Below are 22,761 nucleotides of genomic sequence, written 5' to 3'. Positions count from 1 at the left end.
TCGTTTTTGACCGCGCAGGTTCCGAATCCGCCCCACGAAGGCGCGAGGAGGGACACCGATGGTTTTTCGTCAGAGAAAATCGCAAAGGTTCTTCATGGACATGTCTGCCGCGGAAGTCAAGGGTGCCCTCCGGGCCCAACCGCAATCTCCCAACGCCGAGCTCAACGGCTCCGAAATCCTCGTTCGCTGCCTGCAGGCCGAAGGGGTCAAGTACCTCTGGGGCTACCCCGGCGGCTCGGTGCTCTACATCTACGACGCGCTGTACAAGCAGGACACCATCCAGCACGTGCTGGTGCGCCACGAGCAGGCGGCCGTGCACGCGGCCGACGGCTATGCGCGCGCCACCGGCGACGTGGGCGTGGCGCTGGTGACCTCGGGTCCGGGCGTGACCAATGCCGTCACCGGCATTGCCACGGCCTACATGGACTCGATCCCGATGGTGATCATCACCGGCCAGGTGCCCACCGCCGCCATCGGCCTGGACGCCTTCCAGGAGTGCGACACCGTGGGCATCACGCGCCCGGTGGTCAAGCACAACTTCCTGGTCAAGGACGTGCGCGACCTGGCTTTGACGCTGAAGAAGGCGTTCCACATCGCGCGCACCGGCCGGCCCGGTCCGGTGGTGGTGGACGTGCCCAAGGACGTCTCGCTCAAGACCGCGCCGTTCAGCTATCCCGACAAGGTCGAGATGCGCTCCTACAACCCGGTGCGCAAGGGCCACGGCGGCCAGATCCGCAAGGCGGTGCAGCTGCTGCTGCAGGCCAGGCGTCCCTACATCTACAGCGGCGGCGGCGTGGTGCTGGCCGACGCGGCGGCCGAACTGCGCGAGCTCGCCGACCTGCTGGGCTATCCCTGCACCAACACGCTCATGGGCCTGGGCGCGATTCCCGCGAGCGACCCCAAGTTCCTGGGCATGCTGGGCATGCACGGCACCTACGAGGCCAACATGACCATGCAGCACTGCGACGTGCTGCTGGCCGTGGGCGCGCGCTTCGACGACCGCGTGATCGGCAACCCGGCGCACTTCGCGCAGGTGGAGCGCAAGATCATCCACGTGGACATCGACCCGTCCTCGATCTCCAAGCGCGTCAAGGTGGACATCCCCATCGTCGGCGACGTCAAGGAGGTGCTGCAGGAGCTCATCAGCCAGATCCGCGAAGCCCAGCAGCGCCCGGACCAGCAGGCGCTGGCGCAGTGGTGGAGCCAGGTCAACAGCTGGCGCCAGCGCGAGTGCCTGGCCTACAAGAACAGCTCCGAGGTCATCAAGCCGCAGTACGTGGTGCAGAAGCTCGCCGAGCTCACCCGCGGGCGCGACACCTACATCACCTCCGACGTCGGCCAGCATCAGATGTTCGCCGCGCAGTTCTACGGCTTCGAGGAGCCGCGGCGCTGGATCAACTCCGGCGGCCTGGGCACCATGGGCGTGGGCCTGCCCTACGCCATGGGCATCAAGCTGGCCAAGCCCGAGAGCGACGTGTTCTGCATCACGGGCGAGGGCTCGATCCAGATGTGCATCCAGGAGCTCTCGACCTGCCAGCAGTACAAGACGCCGGTCAAGGTCATCTCGCTCAACAACCGCTACCTGGGCATGGTGCGGCAGTGGCAGGAGCTCGACTACGAGGGCCGCTACTCGCACAGCTACATGGACGCGCTGCCCGACTTCGTCAAGCTCGCCGAGGCCTACGGCCACGTCGGCCTGAAGATCGAGAGCCCGGCCGACGTGGAGCCCGCGCTGCGCGAAGCCATCCGCCTCAAGGACCGCACCGTGTTCCTGGACGTGCGCACCGACCCGACCGAGAACGTCTGGCCGATGGTCAAGGCGGGCAAGGGCATCAGCGAGATGCTGCTGGGCTCCGAAGACCTGTAAAGCTCGCGAAGCCGGCCGGCGGCCGGCACGGGGCAGGGCGTTACCGCGTCCTGCCCGGGTGCCGGTGTGCCGGGCGGCTCGCATTCATTTCCCCGTTGACTTCGCACACGGGGCCACGGCCCGGCGGTTACCGCCGCCGGCGCCCAAGAGCCCTGAAGGACGAACTTATGAAGCACATCATCGCGCTGCTGCTGGAAAACGAGCCCGGCGCCCTCTCGCGCGTCGTCGCGCTGTTCTCGGCGCGCGGCTACAACATCGAGAGCCTCACCGTCGCGCCCACCGAGGACGCCTCGCTCTCGCGCATGACCATCGTGACCACGGGCAGCGACGAGGTCATCGAGCAGATCACGAAGCACCTGAACCGCCTCATCGAGGTGGTGAAGGTGGTGGACCTCACGGAAGGCAGCTTCATCGAGCGCGAGCTCATGCTGGTGAAGGTGCGCGCCGTGGGCAAGGAGCGCGAGGAGATCAAGCGCACCGCCGACATCTTCCGCGGCCACATCGTGGACGTCACGGACAAGAGCTACACCGTGGAGCTCACCGGCGACGGCAGCAAGCTCGACGCCTTCCTGCAGGCGCTGGACCGCGCCGCCATCCTGGAGACGGTGCGCACCGGCGCCAGCGGCATCGGCCGCGGCGAGCGCATCCTGCGCGTCTGAGCACGCGCGCCTTCGAGCCATTTCCTCTCGTGAAGCGTGAAGAGTGAAGGGTGAGCGGCAAGGCGCCCCAGGGCGCTTTTCCGTACCTTGCTGTTCCGGCGTTTCGCACGCTTCACCTCTCGCCCTTCACGCCTTCAAGAACCCCACCTAGGAAGCACACGACATGAACGTCTACTACGACAAGGACGCGGACCTGAGCCTGATCAAGGGCAAGAACGTCACCATCATCGGCTACGGCTCGCAGGGCCATGCCCATGCGCTGAACCTCAACGATTCGGGCGTGCGCGTCACCGTGGGCCTGCGCCGTGGCGGCGCGTCCTGGGTCAAGGCCGAGAAGGCCGGCCTGAAAGTCGCCGAGATCGCCGACGCGGTCAAGGAAGCCGACGTCGTCATGATCCTGCTGCCCGACGAGCAGATCGCCTCCGTCTACAACGCCGAAGTGGCCCCGAACCTGAAGCCCGGCGCCTCGCTGGCCTTCGCGCACGGCTTCAACGTGCACTACGGCCAGGTCGTGCCGCGCGAGGACATCGACGTGTGGATGGTGGCCCCGAAGGCCCCGGGCCACACCGTGCGCAACACCTACAGCCAGGGCGGCGGCGTGCCGCACCTGATCGCCGTGCACCAGGACAAGACCGGCCGCGCGCGCGACCTGGCCCTGTCCTACGCCGCGGCCAACGGCGGCGGCAAGGCCGGCATCATCGAGACCAACTTCCGCGAAGAGACCGAGACCGACCTGTTCGGCGAGCAGGCCGTGCTGTGCGGCGGCACCGTCGAGCTGATCAAGGCCGGCTTCGAGACGCTGGTGGAAGCCGGCTATGCGCCCGAGATGGCCTACTTCGAATGCCTGCACGAGCTCAAGCTGATCGTGGACCTGATCTACGAAGGCGGCATCGGCAACATGAACTACTCGATCTCGAACAACGCCGAGTACGGCGAGTACGTGACGGGTCCGCGCGTCGTGACCGAGGCCACCAAGGACGCCATGCGCCAGTGCCTCAGGGACATCCAGACCGGCGAGTACGCCAAGAGCTTCATCCTGGAGAACAAGGCCGGCGCCCCGACCCTGATCTCGCGCCGCCGCCTCACCGCCGATCACCAGATCGAGCAGGTCGGCGAGAAGCTGCGCGCGATGATGCCCTGGATCAAGGCCAACAAGCTGGTGGACAAGAGCCGCAACTGATCCGGCTTGCCGTTTCACTTCGTGAAAGCCGCCCTCGGGCGGCTTTTTTCGTTCGGTTATCCTCCCGCGCATGAAAAATCGACCCCCCAGGCGCGGCCCCCGAGGCCGCGTTCGCGCTGCATGAGCGACGCCACTCCCGACCGCGCCGAACGCGAGGCCGACGACCTCGAGGCGCCCGAGCCGCCGCGCCCGCGCCGCAAGGGCATCTACATCCTGCCCAACCTGTTCACGCTGGCCGCGCTGTTCGGCGGCTTCTACGCCGTGGTGATGGCCATGGACGGGCGCTTCGAGCAGGCCGCCATCGGCATCTTCTGCGCCGCGGTGCTCGACAGCCTGGACGGCCGCGTGGCGCGCATGACCAACACGCAAAGCGCCTTCGGCGAGCAGATGGACAGCCTCTCCGACATGGTGAGCTTCGGCGCAGCGCCGGCGCTCATCGCCTACGAGTGGGCGCTGCAGGGCCTGGGCAAGCTGGGCTGGATCGCCGCCTTCGTGTACTGCTCGGGCGCGGCGCTGCGGCTGGCGCGCTTCAACACCAACATCGGCGTGGTGGACAAGCGCTTCTTCCAGGGCCTGCCCAGCCCGGCGGCGGCGGCGCTGATCATCGGCTTCATCTGGGTCATGGACTCGGCCGGCTGGCGCGATGCCTGGAGCGTGGACTGGCTGCGCTGGACCACCTTTGCCCTGACGCTGTACGCGGGGCTGACCATGGTGACCAACGTGCCCTTCTACAGCTTCAAGGACGTGAGCTTCAAGCGCACGGTGCCCTTCATCGTGATCGTGGCCATCGCGCTGGGCATCGCGGTGATCAACATCCATCCGCCGATGGTGCTGTTCGCGTTGTTCGTGGTGTACGGCTTCTCGGGCTACGCGGTGTTCGCCTACAAGCGCAGCAAGGGCCGCCCGGTGAGCGTGATCGCCACCTCCACCGACGAGCCCGACGAGGCGGGGCTGCACCGCTGAAAGGATGCTTGGCATGCCCTCGCCGCGCGCACTCGTGCACGCCATGGCTGCCATGGGCAACCCCATTGCGGGGGCCCTCCAAGGGGCGTGCTATATTGGACCGATGTCGTCCCGCCGCGCTTTTTCGCTACTGACCCTAGGAGTGCCGCGGGCGCGCTGATCGACTTCGTCCTTACCCTACGGATCAACGGCCCGCCAGCGTCTCGCAGCGGGCCGTTTTGCTTTTTTCCGTGGCTGCGAGTCTTCGTTTTCCCCAGGAGATCCTGATGCCGATGTTGTCTGACCCCGCCCGGAAATACCGCGCCTTCGCCCCCGTGCGGCTGGCCGACCGCACCTGGCCGGACGCGGTGATCACGCGCGCGCCGCTGTGGTGCAGCGTGGACCTGCGCGACGGCAACCAGGCGCTGATCGAGCCGATGGACCCGGCGCGCAAGATGCGCATGTTCAGCACCCTGGTGGACATCGGCTTCAAGGAGATCGAGGTCGGCTTCCCTTCCGCCTCGCAGGCGGACTTCGACTTCGTGCGCCAGCTCATCGAGGGCGGCCTCATCCCGGCCGACGTCACGATCCAGGTGCTGACGCCCGCGCGCGGCGAGCTGATCCGGCGCACCTTCGAGGCCCTGGCCGGCGCGCCGCGCGCCATCGTGCACGTCTACAACGCGACCGCGCCGCTGATGCGCCGCGTGGTGCTGGGGCTGGACGAGGACGGCATCGTGGAGCTGGCCACGAGCCACGCGCGGCTGATCCGCGAACTGGCCGCCCAGCAGCCTGGGACCGACTGGACCTTCCAGTACTCCCCGGAGATGTTCTCCGGCACCGAGCTCGAATTCAGCAAGCGCGTGGTGGACGCCGTGACCGCCGAGTGGGCGCCCACGGCCGAGCGCAAGTGCATCGTCAACCTGCCCTCGACGGTGGAGCACTCCACGCCCAACGTGTTTGCCGACATGGTCGAGTGGATGCACCGGCACCTCGCGCGCCGCGACGCCATCGTGCTGTCGGTGCACCCGCACAACGACCGCGGCACCGGCACCGCCGCGGCGGAGCTGGCGCTCATGGCCGGCGCCGACCGGCTCGAAGGCTGCCTCTTCGGCAACGGCGAGCGCACCGGCAACCTCGACCTCGTCAACGTCGCGCTCAACCTCTACACGCAGGGCGTGGCGCCGGGCCTGGATTTCTCGGACATCGACGACATCCGCCGCACCGTCGAGCACTGCAACCAGTTGCCCGTGCCGGCGCGCCATCCGTACGTGGGCGACCTGGTCTACACCTCGTTCTCCGGCTCGCACCAGGACGCGATCAGGAAGGCTTTCGCCTCGCGCCGCGACGGTGACGCCTGGGACATGCCCTACCTGCCCATCGACCCGCAGGACCTGGGCCGCAGCTACGAGGCCGTGATCCGCGTCAACAGCCAGTCGGGCAAGGGCGGCATCGCCTACCTGCTGGAGAAGGAATACGGCCTGGTGCTGCCGCGCCGGCTGCAGATGGAGTTCAGCCGTCGCGTGCAGCAGGTGATGGACCTCGAAGGCCGCGAGCTCAGCGCCGCCGACCTGTGGGCGCTGTTCGACCGCGAGTACCGCCTGGAGCGCGTGGCGCTGGGCGCGGTGAAGCTCGAGGAAGTCGGCGAGGGCCGCGTGCGCGTGCAGGCGCAGGCCACGATCGAGGGCCGCGCGCTGCTGCTGCACGGCGAGGGCAACGGCCCGGTGGACGCCTTCGTGGCGGCGCTGCGCGCGCATGTCGGCACGACCGAGCTGCAGGTGCTCGACTACCACGAGCACGCCCTGGGCGCCGGCGCGCAGGCGCGCGCGGCCGCCTACATCGAGCTGCGCGCGGGCACGCAGGTGCTCTTCGGCGCGGGTATCGACGCCAACATCGTCCACGCCTCGCTCAAGGCGCTGCTGTCCGGGCTGGCGCGTGCCGGCGTGGTGGCGGGGCCCGCCGCGGTGGTGCAGGAACAGGCTGCCTGAAGGAGACAAGGCCATGAGCGACAAGCTGATCATTTTCGACACCACCCTGCGTGACGGCGAGCAGTCGCCCGGCGCGTCCATGACCCGCGACGAGAAGCTGCGCATCGCGCGGCAGCTGGAGCGGCTGCGCGTGGACGTGATCGAGGCCGGCTTCGCCGCGGCGAGCCCCGGCGACTTCGAGGCCGTGCGCACCATCGCCAGCCACATCCGCGAGGCCACCGTCTGCTCGCTGGCGCGTGCCAACGACCGCGACATCGCGCGCGCCGCCGAGGCTTTGAAGGAGGCGCCGCGCTCGCGCATCCACACCTTCATCGCCACCAGCGAGCTGCACATGGAGAAGAAGCTGCGCATGACGCGCGAGCAGGTGCTGGAGCAGGCGCGGCTGGCGGTGCGCTTCGCGCGCAACCTGTGCCCGGACATCGAGTTCTCGCCCGAGGACGGCTACCGCTCCGACCCGGACTTCCTGTGCCGCGTGCTGGAGGCGGTGATCGAGGAGGGCGCCACCACCATCAACGTGCCCGACACGGTCGGCTACGCCATTCCCGAGCTCTACGGCAACTTCATCCGCATGCTGCGCGAGCGCGTGCCCAATGCGGACAAGGCGGTGTGGTCGGTGCACTGCCACAACGACCTGGGCATGGCGGTGGCCAACTCGCTGGCCGGCGTGAAGATCGGCGGCGCGCGCCAGGTGGAATGCACCATCAACGGCCTGGGCGAGCGCGCCGGCAACACCTCGCTGGAAGAGGTGGTGATGGCCGTGCGCACGCGGCGCGACCACTTCGGGCTGGAGGTGGGCATCGACACCACGCAGATCGTGCCGGCTTCGCGCCTGGTGGCCCAGACCACTGGCTTCGTGGTGCAGCCCAACAAGGCCGTGGTGGGCGCCAATGCCTTCGCGCATGCCAGCGGCATCCACCAGGACGGCGTGCTCAAGGCGCGCGACACCTACGAGATCATGCGCGCCGAGGACGTGGGCTGGACGGCCAACAAGATCGTGCTGGGCAAGCTCTCGGGCCGCAACGCCTTCCGCCAGCGGCTGCAGGACCTCGGCGTGGAGCTGGAGTCGGAGGCCGAGCTCAATGCCGCCTTCGCGCGCTTCAAGGACCTGGCCGACCGCAAGAGCGAGATCTTCGACGAGGACATCATCGCGCTGCTGGGCGATGAGAGCGTTACAAGCGAACACGAGCATTACCGCCTTCTTGCCCTGGCTCAGCGCTCTGAGACCGGCGAGCGGCCCTCCGCCCGTGTGGTGTTTGCCGCCGGAGACCAGGAGCACCATGCGGAGAGCGAAGGCAACGGGCCGGTGGATGCCAGCCTCAAGGCCATCGAGTCGAAAGTGAGAAGTGGTGCCGAACTGTTGCTGTATTCGGTCAATGCCATCACCTCTGGCAGCACAGAATCGCAGGGCGAGGTGACGGTGCGGCTGCAACTCGGTGGCCGGGTCGTGAACGGCGTCGGGGCCGACCCCGACATCGTCATCGCCTCGGCCAAGGCCTACCTGTCGGCGCTGAACAAGCTCCACAGCCAGGCTGAGCGCGTGGCAGCCCAGGGCTAACAAGGGGTGCGGTTGGCCCGCAGGGACCGAGCATGTGCAAGTCAAACTTGAGGAAGTTGCTCTAAGTTTTTGATATTGCCTATGTTTTTGCCCTCAACTACACTCTGCTGCCCCCGCAGTCCGGAAGCTTGACCGTGCGTCGCCTGAAGAATCTCCGCCTCATGAGTTGGTCGCTGGCCGTATTGGTCGGTGTGGCCTTGCTGCAACCCGACACGTCCGAAGCGGCCAACCGAAAACCGGTGCGCAAGTCCGCGGCGCGGGTCGAGGTCAAGCGCGTCGAGGCGAAGATCGAGAAAAGCAAGGTGCGCACGGTGCTGGCGCGCCGCGCCGCGGCGGAGGACGTGGTGCCCGGGCGCCTGTCCTTCGGCCAGATCTACGGCCTGCACGGCACCAGCGACCCGCTGGACCTGAAGTCCAGCGTCGCGCTGGTGATGGACCAGGACACCAACGAGGTCCTGTTCAGCAAGAACCCGCAGGCCGTGCTGCCGATCGCCTCCATCACCAAGCTGATGACGGCGCTGGTGGTGACCGAGGCCAGGCTGCCGATGGACGAGGTGCTCACCGTCACCTCTGAAGACGTCGACACCGAGAAGAACAGCAGCTCGCGCCTGGCCGTGGGCACGCAGCTGTCGCGCGAGGACATGCTGCACCTGGCGCTGATGGCCTCCGAGAACCGGGCTGCCAATGCGCTCGGCCGCCACTACCCCGGAGGCCTGGAAGCCTTCGTCGCCGCCATGAACCGCAAGGCGCGCGAGCTGGGCATGAACGACACCCACTATGCCGAGCCCACCGGGCTGTCCAGCCGCAACCAGTCCAGCGCGCGCGACCTGGCGGCGCTGGTCAAGTACGCGCACGGCAACCAGCTGCTGCGCGAGTTCTCGACCTCCACCGAGCACATCGTGGCCGTCGGCAGCCGCCAGATGGCGTTCCGCAACACCAACGGCCTGGTGCGCGGCGGCAGCTGGGACATCGGGCTGCAGAAGACCGGCTACATCTCCGAAGCCGGTCGCTGCCTGGTGATGCAGGCCGACCTGGCCGGGCGCAAGCTGATCATGGTGCTGCTCGACTCGGCCGGTAAGTATTCGCGCATCGGCGACGCCGAGCGGCTGCGCAAGTGGCTGCTGCAGGGTACGGCGGCTGGTGTCACTGCAGTGGTCCATACCGGCGGCTGAGCAGCGGGCAACAAGGAGCCTGCCGGGCCGGCAGGACGTCCGCCATGCAAAAGGCCTGTCCCAGGGGACAGGCCTTTTGCATTTCAGGGTGACATGTGCGTGGCAGCGTGGCCTCAGCCCTGGCCGCCGTGCTGGCCCAGCGCCCGCGAGATCTCGGCGGCGGTGGACTTGACGCGCTCGATCCAGCCTTCCTCCAGCCGGTCGGCCGGCGCCGACAGCGACAGTCCGGCCACGAGCTGGTTCTGGTCGTCGTAGATGCCCGCGGCCATGCAGCGCACGCCCAGCTCCAGCTCCTCGTCGTCGCGCGCCACGCCCTGCTGGCGCACGCTGCTGAGCTCGCGCTCCAGCCGCGCGAGCTCGGTGATGCTGTTGCGCGTGTGGCCGGCCAGCCCGGTGCGGGTGGCGTAGGCACGCACGCGCTGCGGCTCGTCATGGGCCAGGAACAGCTTGCCGACGGACGTCAGGTGCAGCGGCGCGCGGCCGCCCACGGCGCGCACCACCTGCATCCCGGAGCGCTCGCTGTAGGTGCGCTCGATGTAGACGATCTCGTCGCCTTGCCGCACCGACAGGTTGACGGTCTGGTGCGTGAGCCGGTGCAGCTCGCGCATCGGGCCCAGCGCCGCGTCGCGCACGTCCAGCCGCGCCTTCACCAGGTTGCCCAGCTCCAGCAGCCGCATGCCCAGCCGGTAGCTGCCGGCCTCGGGCCGGTCCACGAAGCGGCCGGCTGCCAGGTCGTTGAGGATGCGGTGCGCCGTGGACGGGTGCAGCCCGGTGCGCTCGCTGATCTCCTTGAGCGACACCGGATCGCGGTGCGCGGCCAGCACGTCCAGCAGGGCGAAACTGCGCTCCAGGACCTGGATCGTGGGCGTCTGGGTTTCCTTCTTCTGCATGGCGGCGATTGTCCTGTGGTTCGCGATATTTTGCATCGCGAAACTTCACTTTGCTTGCTGACATGGAAACCCAGGGTTGTCCCGGGCGTGCGGCATGCCACGGATGGCATGCCGGGGACTCAAGGCCGGCCGTCCGCGCCGACGTCGAGTGCCTGTGCGGCAGCGACGCCGGCACGCACCGCGCCTTCCAGCGTGGCGGGATACGGGCCCTGCACGTAGTCGCCAGCCGCCCGGAGTCCGGGCGCGATCTGCGCCGGCGGCCGCTGCAGCGCGGGCGTGCAGGCAAAGGTGGCGCGGCGCTCGGCCACCACGCGCCGCACCTGCGGAGGCTGCTGCCAGGTGCCGGCCGGAAACGCTTCCTGCAGCTGCACCTGCACCGCCTCGCCCGTGGCCTGCAGCCCGCGCGCGGTCCAGGGCGCGGCGCCGCTGATCACGGCGGCGAAGCAGCCCGGCGTGCCGCTGAGCGGGCCGTGGTCGAACACGAACTGCGCCGGCGCGCGTTCCGACTCGTGCAGCTGCACCATCGGCAGCGCCAGGCGGCTGCCCGGGCTGTCCACGTACACGGTGACGATGGGCTCGTAGCGCAGCGCCGCGGCCTGCGCGGCCCAGGCCGGGGCCAGCGGCTGCGCCAGGCGCGCGGCCTCGGCGGCGCTGGCGGCCAGCACCACGGCGTCGAAGCGCTCGCCGTCCACTTCCCAGGCGTTTCCCGCGGGCACCAGCGCCTGCACCCGGGTGGCGGTGCGCAGGGTCGCGCCCTGGCGGCGCAGCCAGGCGCCGGCGGGCTCGGGCAGCAGCTCGGACAGCGGACGGCGCGGCAGCAGCAGGTCGGCCGCGCCGGCGCCGCCGAAGAGGGCGTCGCGCAGCACGCGCAGGAACACCGCGGCGCTGGCCTGCGCGGCCGGCGTGTTGAGCGCGGCCACGCACAGCGGGTCGATCAGCTCGGCGCGCACCCGCGGCGGCAATGTCTGACACAGCCGTGCCACGCTCCAGTCGTCGGGGCAGCGAAAGCGCATCGCGGCCCAGCGCAGCGCGGCACCCAGCAGCCGCAACCGGTCGCCCGCGCTCCAGCCCGGGCGGCGCAGCACGGCCCAGCCGAAGGTGGCCAGCGGCGGCCCTGGCGGCATGCGCAGGCCGCGCCCGTCGGGGGTCACCAGCGACAGCGGCAGGCGCAGCAGCACCTGCTCGGGTTCGATGCCGACGCGGCGCATCAGCGCCAGCGTCTGCCGGTAGGCGCCGATAAGGATGTGCTGGCCGTTGTCGAGCACGCCGTCGGGCAGGGCGCGGGCGCGCCCGCCCAGGCGCGGCGCCATCTCGAACAGCGTGACGCGATGCCCCCGGGACACCGCCTCCACCGCCGCCGCCAGGCCGGCCCAGCCGCCGCCGACGACGGCCATGTCCAGCGGCCGCGCCGCGGCGCGGGCCGGCGAGGGCGCCGCCATCAGCGCGCCTGCCAGTTGGTGCGCATGGCGATCCAGACCTTGCGCAGCGGCGTCAGCGAGATGCGCTGGTGCAGCACCTGGAAATCCGCCGCCTCGATCTCGCGCAGCAGCGTGCGGTAGATCTCGGCCATCATCAGCCCGGGCCGCTGCGTGCGCCGGTCGGCGTCGGGCAGCAGCGCCAGGGCCTCGTCGTAGAGGCGGTGCGCGCGCTCGGCCTGGAAGCGCATGAGCGCCGTGAAGCGCTCGCTGTAGCCCCAGGGCGCCTCGCGCTTGAGCAGCTCGTGCGCCTTGACGTCGAAGCGCTGCAGCTCGCTCACCGGCAGGTAGATGCGCCCGCGCCGCGCGTCCTCGCCGACGTCGCGGATGATGTTGGTGAGCTGCATGGCCAGCCCCAGCGTGTGCGCGTACTGCAGCGTCTTGTCCTGGGTGCGGCCGAAGATGCCCGCCGCCACCTCGCCCACGATGCCGGCCACCAGGTGGCAATAGCGCTGCAGCGCGGGGAAGTCGAGGTAGCGCGTCTGCTGCAGGTCCATCTCGCAGCCCTCGATCACGGCCAGCAGCTGGCGTGGCTCGATGCCGTAGTCGGCCACGTGCGGCATGAGCGCCTGCATCACCGGGTGGCTGGGCTTGCCGGTGAAGGCCGAGCCCACCTCCTGGCGCCACCAGGCCAGCTTGGTGGCGGCCACGCCCGGGTCGTGCGCCTCGTCCACCACATCGTCCACCTCGCGGCAGAAGGCGTAGAACGCGGTGATGGCCTCGCGCCGCGCCGGCGGCAGGAAGCGGAAGGCGTAATAGAAGGAGGAGCCGCTGGCCGCCGCCTTGTCCTGCACGTACTGTTGCGGCGTCATGCCAGGCTCCCGGCCGGCGGCGCCGCGCGCATGCCCAGGGCGCGCCACAGCAGGCGCGGCACGTCGGGGGCGCCCAGCTTGGGACGGCGGGCGAGGGTGGCGTGGTTCATCGCGTCGATTTTCTCAAGGATGCGCAGCCCGCCCTGGACCACCAGGCGCAGCTCCCAGCCGGCGCGCCCGGGCAGCCGGTGCACGAGCGGCGCGCCCGACCGCATCAGCGCCTGCGCCCAGCCGCAGAGCTCGCGCACCAGGGCGCGCGTGGCGGGGCCGTCCTGCTGCAGTGCAAGCTGCTCCAGCGTCAGGCCGTGGCGCGCCGCGTCGGCCTGCGGCACGTAGTGGCGCCCGCGCGGCAGGTCCACGCTCAGGTCCTGCCAGAAGTTGATGAGCTGCAAGGCGCTGCAGATGGCATCGGACTGCGCCAGCGCCGCGGCGTCGCGCACGCCGTAGAGGTGCAGCAGCAGCCGCCCGATGGGGTCGGCGGAGCGGCGGCAGTAGTCGAGCAGCGCGGCGCGGTCGGCGTAGCGCGGGTTGCCGGTGTCCTGCTCGAAGGCGCTGAGCAGGTCGCGCAGCAGCGGCAGCGGCAAGGCGTGGCGGCGCATCTGCACGGCCAGCGGCTCGAACACGCGGCGCCAGCGCGCGTCCTGCGCCGGCTCGCCTGCGGCGCAGCGCTCGAGCTCGGCGCGGTAGGCGCCCAGCTCGGCCAGGCGCTGCGCGGGCGGCGCGTCGCCCTCGTCGGCGATGTCGTCGGCGGTGCGCGCGAAGTGGTAGATCGCCGTCACGGCCGGGCGCAGTGCCGGCGGACACAGCACGGAAGCGACGGGGAAATTCTCGTAATGGTCGATGCTCACGGGACGCGATTGTCCATGCCGCAACCCCCGTGCGAGGGACCGCCTCGGCGGGAGGCTAAAATCCGGGGTTTGCCGAATTCACTGCGCACTGCCGGCCTCGCTCGGGCGGCAGCGCTGGGACAACGGCGCGGGTGGCGAAATTGGTAGACGCACCAGGTTTAGGTCCTGACGCTCGCAAGAGCGTGCCGGTTCGAGTCCGGCCCCGCGCACCACACGAAGCAACGAAAGAGCACGACATCATGACCGTCCAAGTGGAAACCCTCGAGAAGCTGGAGCGCCGCATCACGCTGACGCTGCCCGCGGACGCCATCAACAACGAGGTGCAGTCGCGCTTGAAGAAGCTCTCGCGCACCGTCAAGGCCGACGGCTTCCGCCCGGGCAAGGTGCCCATGAGCGTGGTGGCCCAGCGCTACGGCTTCTCGGTGCAGTACGAGGTCATGAACGACAAGGTCGGCGAGGCCTTCGCCAACGCCGCCACCGAGGCCAAGTTGCGCGTGGCCGGCGCCCCGAAGATCACGCAGAAGGAAGAAGCCGGCGAAGGCCAGCTCGCCTTTGACGCCACCTTCGAGGTCTACCCGGACGTCAAGATCGGCGACCTGGCCGCTGCCGAGGTCGAGCGCGTGACCACCGAGGTCAGCGACGCCGCCATCGACAAGACCATCGATATCCTGCGCAAGCAGCGCCGCAGCTTCACCGAGCGTGCCGCCGAAGAGGGTGCCGAAGAAGGCGACCGCGTCAGCATCGACTTCGAAGGCAAGATCGACGGCGAGCCCTTTGCCGGCGGCAAGGCCGAGGGCTTCCAGTTCATCATCGGCGAAGGCCAGATGCTCGAGCAGTTCGACAAGGCCGTGCGCGGCATGAAGACCGGCGAGAGCAAGACCTTCCCGCTGCAGTTCCCCGAGGACTACCACGGCAAGGACGTCGCGGGCAAGGAAGCCGACTTCCTGGTCACGATGAAGAAGATCGAGCAGCAGCACCTGCCCGAGGTGAACGAGGAGTTCGCCCAGTCGCTGGGCATCGCCGAGGGCTCGGTCGAGGCGCTGCGCGCCGACGTGCGCAAGAACCTGGAGCGCGAGGTCAAGTTCCGCGTGCAGGCCCGCAACAAGGCCGCCGTGATGGACGCGCTGGTGGCCGTGGCCGAGCTGGACCTGCCCAAGGCGCTGGTCGAGGGCGAGGTCGAGCGCATGACGCAAGGTGCCCGCGCCGACCTGAAGCAGCGCGGCATCAAGGACGCCGACAAGGCGCCGATCCCCGCCGAGATCTTCCAGCCGCAGGCCGAGAAGCGCGTGCGCCTGGGCCTGGTGGTGGCCGAGCTGGTGCGCGCCAACAACCTGCAGGCCAAGCCCGAGCAGCTTCAGGCGCACATCGAGGAGATGGCGCAAAGCTACGAGAACCCGGCCGAGGTGGTGCGCTGGTACCTCAGCGACCGCCAGCGCATGGCTGAAGTCGAGGCCGTCGTGATCGAGAACAACGTTACCGACTTCGTGCTGGGCCAGGCCAAGGTCAATGACAAGCAGCTGCCTTTCGAGGAGCTGATGGCCGGCTAAGGGCTTGCTTTTAGAGGGCCCGAGGGCGCCGCGCCGCAAGGCCGGCGCCCTTGTTTTCTTCGCGACATAATCGTCGCGGAACCTCCCCTGTAAGGACAATCTGCATGAGTGCGCTGGACACGAACAACCTGGGCATGGTGCCCATCGTCATCGAACAGTCGGGCCGCGGCGAGCGCGCGTACGACATCTACAGCCGGCTGCTGCGCGAGCGGGTGATCTTCCTGGTGGGGCCGGTGAACGACCAGTCGGCCAACCTGGTGGTGGCGCAGCTGCTGTTCCTGGAGAGCGAGAACCCGGACAAGGACATCTCGCTCTACATCAACTCCCCTGGCGGCAGCGTCAGCGCGGGCATGTCGATCTACGACACGATGCAGTTCATCAAGCCCGACGTGTCCACGCTGTGCATGGGCATCGCCGCGAGCATGGGCGCGTTCCTGCTGGCCGCGGGTGCCAAGGGCAAGCGCTTCTCGCTGCCGAACTCCAAGGTCATGATCCACCAGCCGCTGGGCGGCGCGCAGGGCCAGGCCACCGACATCGAGATCCATGCCCGCGAGATCCTCAAGACGCGCGAGCAGCTCAACCGCATTCTGGCCGAGCGCACCGGGCAGCCGCTGGAGAAGATCCAGGCCGACACCGAGCGCGACTACTTCATGTCCGCGGCCGAGGCCAAGGGCTACGGGCTGATTGATCAGGTCATTGACCGCCGGCCCTGAAGGGGCTTGCCGCGGGCTTTTCTCCAAGGGAAAAGCCCGCGGCGTGGCTTCTTAAGCACCTTGAGCGACGGGGCTCTCCGCACGCGGGGAGCCCCGTTTCCCATTGCACTATCATTGACCCGACCCTCTAACGCGCATTAGCGACCCCACATTCCATGGCCGACAAAAAAGGCGCTTCGAGCGAAAAGGTGCTGTATTGCTCGTTCTGCGGCAAGAGCCAGCACGAGGTAAAGAAGCTGATTGCCGGCCCCTCGGTGTTCATCTGCGACGAGTGCATCGAGCTGTGCAACGACATCATCCGCGACGAGGTGCCGCCTGAAGGCGCCGCCAAGTCCGCCAAGTCCGACCTGCCCACCCCGGGCGAGATCAAGTCCAGCCTGGATCAGTACGTGATCGGCCAGGAAGTGGCCAAGCGCACGCTGGCCGTGGCGGTCTACAACCACTACAAGCGCCTGAAGCACATGGGCGGCGCCAAGGAGGAGGTGGAGCTCAGCAAGAGCAACATCCTGCTCATCGGCCCGACCGGCTCGGGCAAGACGCTGCTGGCGCAGACGCTGGCGCGGCTGCTCAACGTGCCCTTCGTCATCGCCGATGCCACCACGTTGACCGAGGCCGGCTACGTGGGCGAGGACGTCGAGAACATCATCCAGAAGCTGCTGCAGAACTGCAACTACGACGTCGAGCGCGCTCAGCGCGGCATCGTCTACATCGACGAGATCGACAAGATCAGCCGCAAGGCCGACAACCCCAGCATCACGCGCGACGTCTCGGGCGAGGGCGTGCAGCAGGCGCTGCTCAAGCTGGTCGAGGGCACCATGGCCAGCGTGCCGCCGCAGGGCGGGCGCAAGCATCCGAACCAGGATTTCCTGCAGATCGACACGACCAACATCCTGTTCATCTGCGGCGGCGCCTTCGACGGGCTGGAGAAGGTCATCCAGAACCGCACCGAGAAGTCGGGCATCGGCTTCGCCGCCACGGTGCACAGCAAGAGCGAGAAGCGGGTGTCGGACCTGTTCCGCGAGGCCGAGCCGGAAGACCTGATCAAGTTCGGCCTGATTCCCGAGTTGGTGGGCCGGCTGCCGGTGGTCGCGACGCTGGGCGAGCTGACCGAGGACGCGCTGGTGCAGATCCTCACCGAGCCCAAGAACGCGCTGCTCAAGCAGTACCAGCGTCTCTTCGGCATGGACGGCGTCGAGCTGGAGATCCGCCCCTCGGCGCTGTCGGCCATCGCGCGCAAGGCGCTGGCGCGCAAGACCGGCGCGCGCGGCCTGCGCTCGATCATGGAGCATGCCCTCATCGACACGATGTTCGACCTGCCCACGCTCGACGGCGTGGCCAAGGTCGTCGTCGACGAGCACAACATCGAAGAGGGCGCCAAGCCGCTGCTCGTGTACCGCGAGCAGAAGGCCAGCGCCTGATCCCGATCCACTCGCTCCCCCAGTTCCAGACACGGCGGCGGCCGTTCCCGCTTGCATTTCAGACCTCGGGCCCCACGTGGGCCTGAGAAAGAGAGGAACCCATGTCAGGACATCCTGTATTGCCCGCCGATTCGACGACGCTGCCGCTGCTGCCGCTGCGCGACGTCGTGGTGTTTCCCCACATGGTGATCCCGCTGTTCGTGGGGCGGCCCAAGTCGATCAAGGCGCTCGAAGCGGCCATGGAGGCCGGGCGCCAGATCATGCTGGTGGCACAAAAAGCCGCCGGCAAGGACGAGCCCAAGGCGGACGACATGTTCGAGATCGGCTGCGTCTCCAGCATCCTGCAGATGCTCAAGCTGCCTGACGGCACCGTGAAGGTGTTGGTCGAGGGCACGCAGCGCGCGCATACCGCCGAGATCACCGACAACGGCGAACACTTCGTGGCCGTGGTCAACCCGATCCCGCCGGAGACCGACGCCAAGCCCGAGGTCGAGGCCCTGCGCCGCGCCGTGACGCAGCAGTTCGACCAGTACGTCAAGCTCAACAAGAAGATCCCGCCGGAGATCCTGACCTCCATCGCGGGCATCGACGACGCCGGCCGTCTGGCCGACACCATCGCCGCGCACCTGCCGCTCAAGCTTGAAGCCAAGCAGTCGGTGCTCGACCTGCACGAGGTGGACAAGCGGCTGGAGAAGCTGCTGGAGCTGCTGGAGCACGAGGTCGACATCCTGCAGGTGGAAAAGCGCATCCGCGGCCGCGTCAAGCGCCAGATGGAGAAGAGCCAGCGCGAGTACTACCTCAACGAGCAGGTCAAGGCGATCCAGAAGGAACTCGGCGACGGCGAGGAAGGCGCCGACCTCGAGGAGCTGGAGAAGAAGATCGTCGCGGCCAAGATGCCCAAGGAGGCGCGCAAGAAGGCCGACAGCGAGCTCAAGAAGCTCAAGCTGATGTCGCCCATGTCGGCCGAGGCCACCGTGGTGCGCAACTACATCGACACGCTGATCAACCTGCCCTGGTCCAAGAAGACCAAGATCAAGCACGACCTGTCGCATGCCGAGGAAGTCCTCAACGAGGACCACTACGGCCTGGAGAAGGTCAAGGACCGCATCCTCGAATACCTCGCGGTGCAGCAGCGCGTGGACAAGGTCAAGGCGCCGATCCTGTGCCTGGTCGGGCCCCCGGGCGTGGGCAAGACCTCGCTGGGCCAGAGCGTGGCCCGGGCCACGGGCCGGAAGTTCGTGCGCATGGCGCTGGGCGGCGTGCGCGACGAGGCCGAGATCCGTGGCCACCGCCGTACCTACATCGGCTCCATGCCGGGCAAGGTGCTGCAGAGCCTGACCAAAGTGGGCACCCGCAATCCGCTGTTCCTGCTCGACGAGATCGACAAGCTGGGCATGGACTTCCGCGGCGACCCGTCGTCGGCGCTGCTGGAGGTGCTCGACCCCGAGCAGAACCACACCTTCGGCGACCACTACGTCGAGGTCGATTTCGACCTCTCGGACGTGATGTTCGTGGCGACCTCCAACTCCATGAACATCCCGCCGGCGCTGCTGGACCGCATGGAGGTGATCCGGCTGTCGGGCTACACCGAGGACGAGAAGCTCAACATCGCCCGCCGCTACCTGCTGCCCAAGCAGCAGAAGAACAACGGCGTGCGTGACGACGAGATGGACGTCACGGAAAGCGCGCTGCGCGGCATCGTGCGCTACTACACCCGCGAGGCCGGCGTGCGTTCGCTCGAGCGCGAGATCTCCAAGATCTGCCGCAAGGTGGTCAAGGGCCTGCAGCTCAAGACCTACACCGGCCAGGTCGTGGTGACCGAGGAGAACCTGCACGACTTCCTGGGCGTGCGCAAGTTCGACTTCGGTCGCGCCGAGAAGAAGAACCAGGTCGGCCAGGTGGTCGGCCTGGCCTGGACGGAAGTCGGCGGCGACCTGCTGACCATCGAGGCGGTGGTGATGCCCGGCAAGGGCAACATCATCCGCACCGGCCAGCTCGGCGACGTGATGAAGGAGTCGGTCGAGGCGGCGCGCTCGGTGGTGCGCTCGCGCGCGCGGCGACTGGGCATCAAGGACGAGATGTTCGAGAAGCGCGACATCCACATCCACGTGCCCGACGGCGCCACGCCCAAGGACGGCCCCAGCGCCGGCATTGCCATGACCACCGCCTTCGTCTCCTCGCTCACCGGCATCCCGGTGCGCGCGGACGTGGCGATGACGGGCGAGATCACGCTGCGCGGCGAGGTCACGGCCATCGGCGGCCTCAAGGAAAAGCTGCTGGCCGCGCACCGCGGCGGCATCAAGACCGTGCTGATCCCCGAGGAGAACGTCAAGGACCTGCAGGACATCCCGGAGAACGTCAAGAACCAGCTCGAGATCGTCCCGGTGCGCTGGATCGACCGCGTGCTCGAAGTGGCGCTGGAAGCCCTGCCCGAAGCGCTGCCCGAGGAGGAAGTGCCGGCCAAGGTGGAAGCCACTTCGGCCAAGCCGGCCGAACCCGCAGCCTCGTCCACCGGCGACGCGATCAAGCACTGAAAAAAGGCTTGCGCGGGTCAAAAAAAGCGGTGTATACTGCGAGTCTTCGCTGAGCAGCAATGTGAAGCGAAGGCAATGCGGGAATAGCTCAGTTGGTAGAGCGCAACCTTGCCAAGGTTGAGGTCGCGAGTTCGAGTCTCGTTTCCCGCTCCAGATACCGAAAAGGAAGCCCCGGCTTCCTTTTTTCATGCAGCGGCGCGGTAGCAAAGCGGTTATGCAGCGGATTGCAAATCCGTCCAGGTGGGTTCGACTCCCGCCCGCGCCTCCAAAGAACTCGAAATAAAATCAAATACTTAGCGGCCCCTCGTGGGCCGCTTTTCTTTTGGGCGTTCCATTCCGCCGTGACGCCGTGACGCCGAAATGGACCGTGCGCCGGGGCAGGGGCCGCTGCGGCTGCCCTTGGACTCAGAACATGCCCCGGTACAGCGCGCAGGAGCGGCACAGGCTCGGCGGCGTGTCCGCGGCCAGCGCGGCGCGCAGCGCCACCGCCTGCTCGCCGTGCCAGCGCGCACGCAACCCGTCCACCGGCTGCTCGAACACGTCCCCGAACGTCGCCCGGTCCGCGCTGGCCGCCATGCAGCACGGCAGCATCTGACCGGCGGCGGTGATGTAGAGCTGCTCCCAGGGCCAGTCGCAGCGCGGCCCGGTGGACTGCCGCTGCGCACGCGGCCGTAGCCGCGGCAGGTTCAGCCTCATGCCCAGCTGCGCGGCCAGCGCGCGTGACTCGGCGAACAGCGACTCCAGCCCGGGCAGCTCGTCCTCGGCCAGCTCGTGCTCGTTCACGTAGCTGCGGATCGGGATGTAGCGCGCCGCCAGTTCCGGCTGCTGCAGGTCGCTGGACAGGCGCTGCACCAGCAGCTCCGGCACGCCGTGCGCGTGCAGCAGCCGCAACAGCGCCGGCAGCTCGTGCGCGTTGTGGCGCATCAGCACCATCACGCCGCGCACCTCCAGCGTGCTGCCGGCCTCGCGCCGCGCCTGCATCAGCCGGCCCAGGTTGCGCACCACCTTGGCGAAGTTCGCCTTGCGCCGGATCGACTCGTAGACCGCCGCGCTGGCGCCGTCCAGCGACACCGACAGTGCGCTCAACGGCCCCTCGACACAGCGCGCCGCCCGCGCCGCCGTCAGCAGCGTGAGGTTCGTGTTCGCCGAGACGCGGATGCCGCGCGCCGCCGCCAGCGCCACCATGTCGAAGAAGTGCGGATGCAGCATCGGCTCGCCCAGGCCCTGCAGGTGCAGCTCCTGCAGTCCCGGCATCTGGTCCAGCAGCTGCGTGAAGCGCTCCAGCGACATTTCGCCGATGGCGTCGCCGCGGTCGTTGACGGTGCACATGCGGCAGGCCAGGTTGCAGCGGCCCACCGGCTCGATCTGCGCGAAGCGCGGCAGCGGCGGGTACAGCTCCACCGGCGCCGCGGCCGCCGGGGCAGGGCAGGGAGAGGCCGTGACCGCTCCGGGCGCGACCGCGTCCGGCACGACGGCGCCCAGCTTCAGGTTCTTCCGCATCAGCGCTGCACTCCCTGGGCGACGTGCAGGCGCTGCCGCGCCGGCGGCGGCCCGCCGTGCACCGCCACGATCATCTCCACCACCGCCGGCGGCAGCACGCGCCGCCGCGCCAGCGCCCAGGGCAGCCCGGCCAGCGCGGCGCGCAGCGCAGGGCCGAGCACGCCCTGCGCGCGGCCGTCGCGCCAGACCTTGCGCGTCTCGTGCCAGGCCAGCCGCCACGGCAACCGCAGCCAGGCCAGCCAGAAGCGGTTGCGCGTGGTGACGAGCTGGCGCGCGCGCCGGTCCCGTGCCGGCGACGGGTGGTGGTGCGTGCGCACCGCCGGCACGAAGGCCAGGTCCCAGCCCGCGGCCATCAGGTCCTGGCCCAGCAGCCCCTCCTCGGCGCCCAGGTGAAAGCGCCGCTCGTAGCCGCCGGCCTCGCGGAAGGCACGCACGCGCATCACCACCGCGCCGGCCATGAAGCCCACCAGCCGCGGCCCGGGCAGCCCGCGCGAGTCCAGCGGGCTGGTGTGCATGCGCTCGCAGGCCGGGTCGGGCCGGTCCTGGGGCCCCACCAGCACCTGCGCATTGAGCACGCCCAGGCGCGGATGGGCGTCCAGCACGTCGGCCGCGCGCGCCAGCGCGCCCGGCTCCCACCAGGTGTCGTCGTCGCAGAACGCGACATAGGGCGTGCGCACCCGTTCCACGCCTGCGTTGCGCCCGGCCGCGCCGGGGTTGCCGGGGCAGGGCACGTACTGCGCGCCGGGAAAGCGTCGCACGACTTCTTCCGCGGCCGGCGAGGCGGCGTTGTCCACCACGACCAGCGCCGGCCGCTGCGGCAGCGCATCGAGCCGCCGCAGCGTGTGCTCGAGCTCCTGCGGGCGCTCGTGCGTGAGCACCACCACGCTCACGCGCGCATCCACCTGTGTCATCACGATGTCCCTTCGCTGGCCGGCGCTGCGCCGGCGGTGTTGATCTCGAAACGCCAGCGCCGCTCCGGCCGCGCCGTGTCGTCATGGCCGCCGGGGCCGAAGGCGCGCAGCTGGCTGGCGTAGCAGCGCACCGCGCGCGCCTTGGCCCCGGCCGTGTCCGCCACCGGCCGCTCCTTCGCCGGCGTGAGCACGAGCCCGGCCTGCAGCAGCTCGGCCAGCCGCTGCTGCAGCAGCCCCGGGATGCCGCGGTAGAGCGCGTCCTCGTACAGCAGGGCCGGGCGTGGCCGGCGCCGCCAGGCCGCCATGCAGGCCTCGTGCACCAGCCGGTGATCGGAATGGAAGAGTCCTATCGGGAAGACGAACAGCGCATCCGGCGCCTGCCGCGCCAGCAGGTCCGACAGCGCATCGGTCACCGCCTCGACCGACGGCGTGGCGCCGTACTGGCTGTCGCCGAACTCCAGCCAGCACGGCTCGCCGCCCAGCAGCGCCAGCGCGGCGCGGTCTTCCTCGCGCCGCTCGCGCACCGCCTGCGCGGCGCTTTCGAAGCCGCATCGTGCGTCCCAGTCGGTGCGCTGCCCGCCGTCGGGAGGCAGCCCGGCGAACACCGTCGTCACGCGCGTGCCCGGATTCGCCTGCAGCCACTCCCCACAACCGAAAACGGCATCGTCGAGATGTGGCGAGACGAGCAGGGCAGGCATGGACGGCTGGAGGAAGCAGTGGCGACGGTGCAGTGCAGCAATTGCCAAGCCCGTG

At 69.0% G+C, this 22,761-nt stretch carries 18 protein-coding genes and 3 tRNA genes; 14 read left to right on the top strand and 7 right to left on the bottom strand.

Features of this window, described 5'->3' with window-relative positions; genetic code table 11:
• The first annotated feature begins 94 nt into the window (after nucleotides 1-94).
• The 7 genes from FJ694_RS05940 (at nucleotide 95) to pbpG (ending at nucleotide 9,360) form a co-directional block, all read left to right on the top strand.
• Nucleotides 95-1,867, top strand: coding sequence for an acetolactate synthase 3 catalytic subunit (locus FJ694_RS05940; protein WP_157265189.1), 1,773 nt, complete (start codon nucleotides 95-97; stop codon nucleotides 1,865-1,867).
• A 167-nt stretch (nucleotides 1,868-2,034) separates the two neighbouring features.
• Nucleotides 2,035-2,526, top strand: a complete 492-nt coding sequence (ilvN, locus tag FJ694_RS05935; RefSeq protein WP_157265188.1) for an acetolactate synthase small subunit — start codon at nucleotides 2,035-2,037, stop codon at nucleotides 2,524-2,526.
• A 163-nt stretch (nucleotides 2,527-2,689) separates the two neighbouring features.
• Entirely contained in the window at nucleotides 2,690-3,706 is a 1,017-nt protein-coding gene (gene ilvC / locus FJ694_RS05930) for a ketol-acid reductoisomerase (RefSeq protein WP_157265186.1), read from the top strand.
• A gap of 120 nt (nucleotides 3,707-3,826) precedes the next feature.
• Nucleotides 3,827-4,669: a CDP-diacylglycerol--serine O-phosphatidyltransferase gene (pssA, locus tag FJ694_RS05925; protein ID WP_157265184.1), complete on the top strand. Its 843-nt coding sequence runs from the start codon at nucleotides 3,827-3,829 to the stop codon at nucleotides 4,667-4,669.
• Nucleotides 4,670-4,941: 272 nt separating this feature from the next.
• Complete coding sequence (gene leuA / locus FJ694_RS05920) at nucleotides 4,942-6,633, top strand: 2-isopropylmalate synthase (RefSeq protein WP_157265219.1); 1,692 nt, start codon at nucleotides 4,942-4,944, stop codon at nucleotides 6,631-6,633.
• Nucleotides 6,634-6,646: 13 nt separating this feature from the next.
• A complete protein-coding gene (locus FJ694_RS05915) occupies nucleotides 6,647-8,188 on the top strand; it encodes a 2-isopropylmalate synthase (RefSeq protein ID WP_157265182.1) in 1,542 nt (513 codons plus the stop codon).
• A gap of 161 nt (nucleotides 8,189-8,349) precedes the next feature.
• Nucleotides 8,350-9,360, top strand: a complete 1,011-nt coding sequence (pbpG, locus tag FJ694_RS05910; RefSeq protein WP_157265180.1) for a D-alanyl-D-alanine endopeptidase — start codon at nucleotides 8,350-8,352, stop codon at nucleotides 9,358-9,360.
• A 113-nt stretch (nucleotides 9,361-9,473) separates the two neighbouring features.
• Here the strand turns inward: pbpG and FJ694_RS05905 are convergent, their stop codons facing one another.
• From FJ694_RS05905 to hpnC, 4 genes are all read right to left on the bottom strand, one after another.
• Nucleotides 9,474-10,250, bottom strand: coding sequence for an IclR family transcriptional regulator (locus FJ694_RS05905; RefSeq protein ID WP_157265178.1), 777 nt, complete (start codon nucleotides 10,248-10,250; stop codon nucleotides 9,474-9,476).
• 119 nt (nucleotides 10,251-10,369) lie between these two features.
• Nucleotides 10,370-11,689: a hydroxysqualene dehydroxylase HpnE gene (gene hpnE, locus FJ694_RS05900; RefSeq protein WP_198320729.1), complete on the bottom strand. Its 1,320-nt coding sequence runs from the start codon at nucleotides 11,687-11,689 to the stop codon at nucleotides 10,370-10,372.
• On the bottom strand, nucleotides 11,689-12,537 hold the full coding sequence (hpnD, locus tag FJ694_RS05895; protein ID WP_157265176.1) for a presqualene diphosphate synthase HpnD: 849 nt from the start codon (nucleotides 12,535-12,537) through the stop codon (nucleotides 11,689-11,691). Before hpnD ends, hpnE begins: the two co-directional genes overlap by 1 nt.
• A complete protein-coding gene (hpnC, locus tag FJ694_RS05890) occupies nucleotides 12,534-13,385 on the bottom strand; it encodes a squalene synthase HpnC (RefSeq protein ID WP_157265174.1) in 852 nt (283 codons plus the stop codon). The genes hpnD and hpnC overlap by 4 nt, the downstream gene beginning before the upstream one ends.
• Before the next feature lie 125 nt (nucleotides 13,386-13,510).
• Between hpnC and FJ694_RS05885 the strand changes: the two genes are divergently transcribed.
• The 7 genes from FJ694_RS05885 to FJ694_RS05855 all read left to right on the top strand — a co-directional run bounded on the left by FJ694_RS05885 (nucleotide 13,511) and on the right by FJ694_RS05855 (nucleotide 19,865).
• Nucleotides 13,511-13,597: transfer RNA gene (locus tag FJ694_RS05885), tRNA-Leu, on the top strand.
• Between the two features lie 27 nt (nucleotides 13,598-13,624).
• Nucleotides 13,625-14,932 carry a trigger factor gene (gene tig / locus FJ694_RS05880; RefSeq protein WP_157265172.1) on the top strand — a complete coding sequence of 436 codons (1,308 nt, stop codon included), beginning with the start codon at nucleotides 13,625-13,627 and terminating at the stop codon, nucleotides 14,930-14,932.
• Between the two features lie 104 nt (nucleotides 14,933-15,036).
• Nucleotides 15,037-15,645 carry an ATP-dependent Clp endopeptidase proteolytic subunit ClpP gene (clpP, locus tag FJ694_RS05875; RefSeq protein WP_157265170.1) on the top strand — a complete coding sequence of 203 codons (609 nt, stop codon included), beginning with the start codon at nucleotides 15,037-15,039 and terminating at the stop codon, nucleotides 15,643-15,645.
• A gap of 155 nt (nucleotides 15,646-15,800) precedes the next feature.
• Nucleotides 15,801-17,063 (top strand): ATP-dependent Clp protease ATP-binding subunit ClpX, encoded by a 1,263-nt coding sequence (gene clpX / locus FJ694_RS05870; protein WP_157265168.1) that lies wholly within the window; start codon nucleotides 15,801-15,803, stop codon nucleotides 17,061-17,063.
• A 101-nt stretch (nucleotides 17,064-17,164) separates the two neighbouring features.
• Complete coding sequence (gene lon, locus FJ694_RS05865) at nucleotides 17,165-19,597, top strand: endopeptidase La (RefSeq protein ID WP_157265166.1); 2,433 nt, start codon at nucleotides 17,165-17,167, stop codon at nucleotides 19,595-19,597.
• A gap of 77 nt (nucleotides 19,598-19,674) precedes the next feature.
• A tRNA-Gly gene (locus tag FJ694_RS05860) sits at nucleotides 19,675-19,750 on the top strand.
• Between the two features lie 41 nt (nucleotides 19,751-19,791).
• Nucleotides 19,792-19,865, top strand: a tRNA-Cys gene (locus tag FJ694_RS05855).
• A gap of 137 nt (nucleotides 19,866-20,002) precedes the next feature.
• Here FJ694_RS05855 and FJ694_RS05850 read toward each other — a convergent pair.
• From FJ694_RS05850 to FJ694_RS05840, 3 genes are read right to left on the bottom strand one after another with little or no spacing between them, the layout of a single operon-like run.
• Entirely contained in the window at nucleotides 20,003-21,097 is a 1,095-nt protein-coding gene (locus tag FJ694_RS05850; RefSeq protein ID WP_157265164.1) for a radical SAM protein, read from the bottom strand.
• Complete coding sequence (locus FJ694_RS05845; RefSeq protein ID WP_157265162.1) at nucleotides 21,097-22,008, bottom strand: glycosyltransferase family 2 protein; 912 nt, start codon at nucleotides 22,006-22,008, stop codon at nucleotides 21,097-21,099. Before FJ694_RS05845 ends, FJ694_RS05850 begins: the two co-directional genes overlap by 1 nt.
• Entirely contained in the window at nucleotides 22,008-22,706 is a 699-nt protein-coding gene (locus FJ694_RS05840) for a PIG-L deacetylase family protein (RefSeq protein ID WP_157265160.1), read from the bottom strand. The genes FJ694_RS05845 and FJ694_RS05840 overlap by 1 nt, the downstream gene beginning before the upstream one ends.
• Nucleotides 22,707-22,761 lie beyond the last annotated feature (55 nt).

Source organism: Azohydromonas aeria (genome assembly GCF_009760915.1).
Classification (GTDB): domain Bacteria; phylum Pseudomonadota; class Gammaproteobacteria; order Burkholderiales; family Burkholderiaceae_C; genus Azohydromonas; species Azohydromonas aeria.
This window is presented reverse-complemented; position numbering and strand designations above follow the sequence as displayed.